At 70.3% G+C, this 7,880-nt stretch carries 8 protein-coding genes and 1 pseudogene; 7 read left to right on the top strand and 2 right to left on the bottom strand.

The genetic code is table 11. The annotated features are described in order from the left end of the window. Nucleotides 1-435 (bottom strand): annotated as a pseudogene (locus tag A5709_RS05070) (LacI family transcriptional regulator); the annotation flags it as partial. Nucleotides 436-565: 130 nt separating this feature from the next. Here A5709_RS05070 and A5709_RS05065 point away from each other — a divergent pair. Genes A5709_RS05065 through A5709_RS05035 form a run of 7 tightly spaced genes read left to right on the top strand, consistent with a single transcriptional unit; the run spans nt 566 to nt 6,909 of the window. Further along, nucleotides 566-1,507: a metal ABC transporter solute-binding protein, Zn/Mn family gene (locus tag A5709_RS05065; RefSeq protein WP_082973782.1), complete on the top strand. Its 942-nt coding sequence runs from the start codon at nt 566-568 to the stop codon at nt 1,505-1,507. Then, the gene (locus A5709_RS05060) at nt 1,504-2,328 is read left to right on the top strand and encodes a metal ABC transporter ATP-binding protein (protein WP_068118420.1); all 825 of its coding nucleotides are present in this window, start codon (nt 1,504-1,506) and stop codon (nt 2,326-2,328) included. Before A5709_RS05065 ends, A5709_RS05060 begins: the two co-directional genes overlap by 4 nt. After that, complete coding sequence (locus A5709_RS05055; protein ID WP_068118418.1) at nt 2,325-3,185, top strand: metal ABC transporter permease; 861 nt, start codon at nt 2,325-2,327, stop codon at nt 3,183-3,185. The genes A5709_RS05060 and A5709_RS05055 overlap by 4 nt, the downstream gene beginning before the upstream one ends. 31 nt (nt 3,186-3,216) lie before the next feature. After that, on the top strand, nt 3,217-3,927 hold the full coding sequence (locus tag A5709_RS05050) for a sensor domain-containing protein (protein ID WP_231986919.1): 711 nt from the start codon (nt 3,217-3,219) through the stop codon (nt 3,925-3,927). Between the two features lie 59 nt (nt 3,928-3,986). Beyond that, on the top strand, nt 3,987-4,745 hold the full coding sequence (locus A5709_RS05045) for a LamB/YcsF family protein (RefSeq protein ID WP_068011502.1): 759 nt from the start codon (nt 3,987-3,989) through the stop codon (nt 4,743-4,745). Beyond that, nucleotides 4,745-5,662, top strand: a complete 918-nt coding sequence (locus A5709_RS05040; protein ID WP_068011503.1) for an MBL fold metallo-hydrolase — start codon at nt 4,745-4,747, stop codon at nt 5,660-5,662. Before A5709_RS05045 ends, A5709_RS05040 begins: the two co-directional genes overlap by 1 nt. 5 nt (nt 5,663-5,667) lie before the next feature. Further along, a complete protein-coding gene (locus A5709_RS05035) occupies nt 5,668-6,909 on the top strand; it encodes an SLC13 family permease (RefSeq protein WP_068118440.1) in 1,242 nt (413 codons plus the stop codon). Here the strand turns inward: A5709_RS05035 and A5709_RS05030 are convergent. Next, nucleotides 6,906-7,880: a glycerophosphodiester phosphodiesterase gene (locus A5709_RS05030; RefSeq protein ID WP_231986911.1), complete on the bottom strand. Its 975-nt coding sequence runs from the start codon at nt 7,878-7,880 to the stop codon at nt 6,906-6,908. The genes A5709_RS05035 and A5709_RS05030 overlap by 4 nt on opposite strands.

Below are 7,880 nucleotides of genomic sequence, written 5' to 3'. Positions count from 1 at the left end.
GACCTGCAGGTATGGGTCTTCATCGCAGACCGAATACACGACGAAGCCGTCCACGCCGGCACCGAGCACCGCGCCGGTCCCGTCCTCCATCCGCCGGCCGGGCCCGACGGCCACCAGCAGCAGCCCCTGCCCCAGCTCTTCGCAGGACTGGGCGACCCCTGCGACGAAATCCCGTGCCGCGGGGTCGCTGAAGAAGTAGGTGAGCGGTTCGGCCATTACCAGCCCGACCGCACCGGCCTTGCGTGTGCGCAGCGAGCGCGCCACCGGGTCTGGACCCGGGTAACCCAGCCGCTTGGCCGTCGCCAGCACGCGCTCACGCAGGTCGGCGGAGAGCTGATCCGGCCGGTTGAAGGCGTTCGAAATCGTGGTGCGCGAAACCTTCAGTTCGTCCGCCAACGACGCCAGCGTCGCACGCCGGCGCGGTGCGGGGCTCACAGTCGGTGACGCTACAACGAAGCCGCGGGCGCGCCTAAGCGGCTTCCACTCGTCACTTTTGTAGTGGAAACGATTTTCATTACTATTGTGTGTCGGCCAGTCGGCCAGCGAGAGGACATCGGACGTGCGCATGGCGATCAAGCGGGTACGAAGCGCGGCCACCAGCGCACTGCGTTGGCTGCCTGCCGTGCTGGTCCTGCTCGCTGCCGGCACCGCGCCCACCGGCTGCGGCAGCCCGGCGCATCCGCGCGCGGCCACCGTGGTGGCCTCCACCGGCGTATGGGGCAGCGTGGCCCGCGCCATCACCGGCCGTCGCGTCGCGGTCAATTCTCTGCTGACCGGCGGCGACACCGACCCGCACTCCTACCAGGCCAGCCCGTCGGACGCGGCCGCGATCACCGACGCCGCCCTGGTCGTCTACAACGGCGGCGGCTACGACCCCTGGGTCGACCAGGTGTTGGCGGGGCATCCGGATGTGAAATCGATCGGCGCCTATGCGTTCCTGAAAAAGGACGGCGCGGGAGAGCAGCCGGCCAACGAGCACGTGTTCTACAACCTCGACGTCGCGAAATCGGTCGCGTTCGCCATCGCCGACCGCATGGCCGTCGTCGACCCGGTCCACGCCGCCGACTACCGCGCCAATGCCGCCGAGTTCTGCCGCGGCGCCGACGGCATCGCCATCTCCGAACACGCCATCGCCAGCGCCTACCCCGGCACCGGCGTCATCATGACCGAGCCGGTCGGGTACTACCTGCTGGCGGCGTCCGGCCTGGTCAACCGCACCCCGCAAGCGTTCACCGCGGCCAACGAGAACGAGACCGATCCCGCGCCGGCCGACATGGCGTTCGTCCTCGACCTGATCGACCACCGTCAGGTGTCGGCGGTGCTGGTCAATCCGCAGACCTCGACGTCCGCGATCAACGCCGTGCGGGATGCGGCGCGGCGCGCGGGCGTTCCGGTGACCGAGGTGAGCGAGACGCTGCCCGACGGGACCGACTACCTGAGCTGGCAGCGCAACACGGTCAGCCAGCTGCTGACGGCGCTGCAGTCCGGCCGGTCAGTACAGCCGTGAGCCTCGACGCGGTCCCGGCCGTCGACCGCTACCCGGACACCGTCTCGCTGCGGGGCGCCCGGCTGGCGTTTGGTGACCGCGTGCTGTGGGACCACCTCGACCTGTCGGTGTCGCGCGGCGAGTTCATCGCCGTCCTCGGCCCCAACGGCAGCGGCAAGACGTCGTTGCTCAAGGTGCTGCTGGGCCAGCTTTCGCTGTCCGCCGGGGTCGCGCTGGTGGACGGAAGGCCGATGAACTCGGGCAGCGGACGCGTCGGTTACGTCCCGCAACACCGACCGATGGACCACGACGTGATGCTGCGCGGGCGGGACCTGGTTCGGCTGGGCGTCGACGGACATCGGTGGGGCGGCATGCCACGCAGAGCCGCCGACCGGGCCCGCCGGCGCGCGGCCGTGCGCGAGGCGCTGCGACAGGTCAACGCCGAACACCTGGCCGACGTCCGGGTGGGGGTGATGTCGGGCGGCGAGCTGCAGCGGATCCGCATCGCGCAGGCGCTGGTCAGCGACCCGATGCTGCTGTTGTGCGACGAGCCGCTGCTGGCCCTGGACCCGGCGAACGCGAGGCTGGTGTCCGGCCTGATCGACCGCCGCCGCCGGGATGCGTCGACCACCGTCATCGTCGTCACCCACGACCTCAACGCGATCCTGCCGTACGTGGACCGGCTGATCTATCTGGTCGACGGGCGCTTCCGGGTCGGCACCGTCGAGGAAGTGATGACCACGGAGACCCTGTCCATGCTGTACCGGGCCGACATCCAGGTGGTGAAGGTCAAGGACCGCTACGTGGTGGTGGGCGAGCCGACCGACTGGGCCCACCAGTGAACCATCGGCTCACCGGCGTCCTGGCGCACCTGCTCGACTTCGACGTCACCGCCCACCTGCTCGGCCACGACTTCGTCCAGCAGGCCCTGCTCGCGGCCGCGCTGCTGGGGCTGGTGGCCGGTCTGATCGGGCCGTTCATCGTGATGCGTCAGATGTCGTTCGCCGTGCACGGTTCCAGCGAATTGTCTTTGACGGGAGCGGCTTTCGCACTGCTCGTCGGTATCCAGGTGGGCGTGGGCGCGCTGGTCGGCAGCGCTTTGGCTGCCGCGCTCTTCGGCGTTCTGGGTCGGCGGGCCCGCGAACGCGACTCGGTCATCGGCGTGGTGCTGGCCTTCGGCCTGGGCCTGGCGGTGTTGTTCATCTACCTCTACCCGGGCCGGACCGCGACCAGCTTCGCGCTGCTCACCGGGCAGATCGTCGGCGTCGGCTACACCGGCCTGAGCATGCTGGCGCTGGTGTGCCTGCTCGTCATCGCCGTCATCGGGGCCTGCTACCGCCCGTTGTTGTTCGCCACCGTCGACCCCGACGTCGCCGCGGCCCGCGGCGTGCCCGTTCGCGCGCTGGGCATCGTATTCGCCGCACTGGTCGGTGTGGTGGCCGCTCAGGCCGTCCAGATCGTCGGGGCGCTGCTGGTGATGTCGTTGCTGATCACGCCGGCCGCAGCGGCCGCCCGAGTGGTGGCCTCGCCGGCGGCGGCGATGGTCGCCTCGGTCGTCTTCGCCGAGGTTTCGGCCGTGGGCGGCATCGTGTTGTCGCTGGCGCCGGGTGTACCGGTGTCGGTCTTCGTCGCGGGGATCTCGTTCGCGATCTATCTGTTCTGCTGGCTGCTGGGACAGCGGCAGGGCGTCCCCTCCTAAGCTGGTCTGCACAGACGTCCGAAAGGCTCTGGTGGCAAGGCAACTCCCGATCCTCCTGCAGGCGGCGACGTGCGTCCTCGCGGCCGGCTGCACCACCGTCGTCGGCGGTAGCGCCGCGCCCGCGGACACCCGCGGTCCGCTGACGCAGGCCCCGGTCGCCGTCACCGCCCTGGACGGGCTGCTGCTCGACGACGGGAAGATCAACGACATCCTGGGCGCGGGAATGCGAATCCGGTATCGCACGCAGGAGATGTGGGACTCCAGCCAGACGTTCAGCGAGAAGAGCTGCTTGGCCATGGCCGGGCCCGCCCAGCAGGCCGTATACGCGGACACCGGCTGGACCGCGGTGCGCGGCGAGCGACTGGACGACAGCTATGACGACCCCAAGGTGCGCAACGACTCCGTCAACCAGGCCGTGATCGCCTACCCCACGGCCCGGCAGGCCAACGCCTTCTACGAGGCGTCGGTACGGAGGTGGTCCGCCTGTGCCAACCGCCGATTCGTCGACCATCCCCAGGGGCAGCCCGAGATCGCTTGGGCGGTGGCCGATTCCCACAAGGTCGGCGGCACACTCAGCACGTCCGAAGAGCAGGTAGGCAGCCAGGACGACTGGCGGTGCCAGCGCGCGCTCACCGCGCGCAACAACATCGTCATCGACGTGGCCGCCTGCGGCTCGTTCCTGTCCGGCGGGTCCGCGGTCGACGTCGCCCAACAGATCGCAGCCGCGGTCGTCACCCGGTAGCGACGGATAAGACGACCGCCTCTACGGGTGGCGCTGGCGCTGCCCCATAAGCTGGGCGGGTGGCCCGCATCGACCTCAACGCCGACCTTGGCGAGGGCTTCGGCGTCTGGCGCCTCGGAGATGACGACGCCATGCTGCGGATCGTCACCAGCGCCAACGTGGCGTGCGGATTCCACGCGGGTGATCCGACCGGATTATCGCGGGTCTGCCGGGCGGCAGCCGAGCGCGGCGTCCGCATCGGCGCGCAGGTGAGCTATCGGGACTTGGCCGGGTTCGGCAGGCGCTTCATCGACGTCGCCGCCGACGACCTGGTCGCCGATGTCGTGTATCAGATCGGCGCTCTGCAGGCGATCGCGCGCGCATCGGGTTCCGCGGTTTCCTACGTCAAACCCCATGGGGCCCTGTACAACACGATCGTGAGCAACCGCGACCAGGCGAGCGCCGTCGCGGAGGCGGTGCGGCTGGTGGACCCGGCGCTGCCGGTGCTGGGCATGGCGGGCTCGGTGTTCTTCGACGAGGCCTCGCGCCGCGGCCTGCGCACGGTGGCCGAGGCCTTCGCCGACCGCGCCTACCGGGCGGACGGTCAGTTGGTGTCCCGGCGCGAACCCGGCGCAGTGCTGCACGACCCCGCGGCAATCGCCGACCGCGTGGTGGGCATGGTGACCTCGGGCCGGGTCACCGCCGTGGACGGCACACCGGTCACGGTCAGCGCGGAATCGGTCTGCGTGCACGGCGATTCGCCCGGTGCGGTGCAGATCGCGGCCGCCGTCCGCGACGGGCTCGCCGCCGCCGGCGTCGAGATCGGGGCGTTCGGCTGATGCGGGTGAAACTCGGCCGGCCCGACATCGGACGGTACGCGGACCGGTTCGACGCCCCCGCCGCCGAGCCGGGGTCCCTGTCGGTGACCTGGATGGGCGTGGCGACGCTGCTGATCGACGATGGGTCGTCGGCGCTGCTGACCGACGGCTACTTCTCCCGGCCCGGCCTCGCGCGGGTCGCCACAGGCAAGGTGGCACCGTCGCCGGCACGCGTCGACGGCTGCCTGGCCCGGGCCAAGGTGTCCCGGCTGGAGGCCGTGATCCCGGTGCACACGCACATCGACCACGTGCTCGACTCCGCGCTGGTCGCCGACCGCACCGGGGCGCGACTGGTCGGCGGCCGGTCGGCGGCCAACGTCGGGCGCGGATATGGACTACCCGAGGACAGGCTCGTCGTCGCCACCAGCGCCGAGCCAATTGCCTTGGGTGCCTTCGACGTAACGCTGGTCGAATCCCATCACTGCCCGCCGGACCGGTTTCCCGGCGTGATCGACGCGCCGCTGACCCCGCCGGTCAGGGCGTCCGCCTACCGCTGCGGGGAGGCCTGGTCGACGCTGGTGCACCACCGCCCGTCTGGCCGGCGGCTGCTGATCCAGGGCAGCGCCGGTTTCGTCAAGGGCGCGCTGTCGGGCCACCGCGCCGAAGCCGTGTATCTGAGCGCCGGGCAGTTGGGGCTGCAACCGAAGCCATACCTGGTCGACTACTGGACCGAAACCGTGCGCGCGGTAGGGGCGCGCCGGGTGATCCTCATTCACTGGGACGACTTCTTCCGGCCCCTGTCAAAGCCGTTGCGGGCCTTGCCCTATGCGGGTGATGACCTGGACGCGTCCATCCGCATCCTCGACGAGTTGGCCGCAGCCGACGGTGTCGCGCTGCACCTGCCGACGGTGTGGCGGCGCGAAAACCCCTGGGCCTGAATACCTTGACCCTGACCCTTGCGCTGCTGCTGCTCGCTGCCGTCCTGGCCTTCGCCGTCGTGCGCCCGAGGGGCTGGCCGGAGGCGGCGGCGGCGGTCCCCGCGGCCCTCATCCTGATCGCGGTCGGCGCCATCTCGGTGCGTCAGGCGAGCGAGGAGGTGGCCGGTCTTTCGGGGGTGGTCGGGTTCCTGGGCGCGGTGCTGGTGCTGGCCAAGCTGTGCGACGACGAGGGCCTGTTCGAGGCGGCTGGTGCGGCGATGACGCGCGGCCGCGTCGGGTCGAGCGGCCTGCTGTTGCGGGTTTTCGTCATCGCCTCCCTGATCACCGCCGTGCTGAGCCTGGACACCGCGGTGGTGCTGCTGACCCCGGTCGTGCTGGCCGGCGTCCGCCGGCTGCGAACCCCGGTGCGGCCGTACGCCTATGCCACCGCGCACCTGGCCAACGGCGCCTCCCTGCTGCTCCCGGTGTCCAACCTGACCAACCTGCTGGCGTTTCACACCGCCGGCCTTTCCTTCACGCGGTTCACCTTGTTGATGGCGTTGCCGTGGGTGGGCGCGGTGGTAACGCTGTATGCGATATTCCGCTGGTTTTTCGCCGCCGACCTGCGCGTGCGGCCGCACCCGGAACAACCCGGGCCGGCGCCGAGGCCGCCCGTGTTCGTGTTGGTGGTGGTCGGGCTGACGCTGGCCGGCTTCGCGGTCGCCCAGTCCGTCGGGGTGGCCCCCGCCTGGGTGGCGCTCGCCGGCGCCGCGGCCCTGGCCGTGCGCAGCCTGAGCCGTGGGCACACCTCGGTGGTGGACATCGCGCGTTCGGCGCACGTGTCGTTCCTGGCGTTCGTGCTCGCGCTGGGCGTCGTCGTGCGGGCGGTCATGCTGGGCGGCATGGACAGGGCGATGTCGGCGGTGCTGCCGACCGGTTCGACGCTGCCCGCGCTGCTCGCCATCGCCGTGGTGGCCGCGGTGCTGGCCAACGTCGTGAACAACCTGCCCGCCACCCTGGTGCTGCTGCCACTGGTCGCGCCGAGCGGACCGATCGCGATTCTGGCCGTCCTGCTCGGGGTCAACATCGGACCCAACCTCACCTACGTCGGGTCCCTGTCGAACCTGTTGTGGCGGCGTGTGCTTCGCCAGCACGACGTCGATGCCGGCGTCTGGGAATACACCCGGCTCGGGCTGTGCACCGTGCCCGCGTCGCTGGTCGTCGCGGTCGTCGCGCTGTGGGGGTCGGCGCGGCTGCTCGGCGTCTAACCGCGGTGGTAGGCCGGCGGCAGCGGCATCCCGAGCCCGGCGAGCACGCCGCGCAGCAGTGTCGGGAAGTCGGTGATGATGCCGTCGACGCCATCGGCGATCTGGTCGCGCATGGCGGCCGCGTCGTCGACCGTCCACGGGATCACCTTGAGCCCCAGCGCATGCGCGCGATCGACGTACGGTTTGCCCGCGACCAGCTTGTACCTGGGCGAGATGATGTTTGCGCCCACCAGCTTCGCCCCGATCATCGGGTCAACGATGGCGGTGGCGTTCTCCCCGGCCAGCCATGGTGAATCCGGCGCCCAGGTCTCTTCGTTGTACAACGCCACCAACGGAATGGACGGCTCTGCTGCGTGCACCAACGGCAGGGTCCGCCAGTCGAAGCTCTGGATCTCAACCCGGTCGATCTTGTCGGCCGACCTGACCGCCGCCAGTATCACGTCGACGAACTGTTGGGGACCGGCCGAGGTGCCGGGCTTGTCGGCGGCCACCTTCGTCTCGATGTTGTAGCGCACGGCCGCATGGTAGGAATCGGCCAACGCGAACACTTCCGGCAGGACGGCTATCTTGTTGCCCCGCACCACTTCGGCATCGGGAAACTCGGCCAGGCGCCGCCCGCAGTCCAGCGTGCGAATCTGGGACAGGGTCAGTTCGTACACCAACTTGCCGACGTAGGGATACTGCGGATCGCCGGCGAAGGCGGGCCCGGTGTCGGCGCATTTCTCGGCGTCGATCGTCGGATCGTGCCACACCAGCGGTTGCCCGTCTCTGGTGATGTTGATGTCGAGTTCGAGCGTGCTGACGCCTAATTCGAGTGACTTCGCGAAGGCCCGCAACGACTCCTCCGTCGTCTCCCCGCGCCCGCCGCGATGAGCCTGCAGGTCGAATTCGGGGGCCTGGGCGCCGGTCGCGGGCGCCAGCACGATGAGTATGGCCAGCGCGGCGCCGAGGCGCACAGGCCAGCGGCGCAC

It is taken from the genome of Mycobacterium sp. E1386 (assembly GCF_001672745.1).
Classification (GTDB): domain Bacteria; phylum Actinomycetota; class Actinomycetes; order Mycobacteriales; family Mycobacteriaceae; genus Mycobacterium.
Note: the sequence above shows the minus strand (reverse complement) of the source record. Positions and strands in the feature narration are given on the sequence as shown.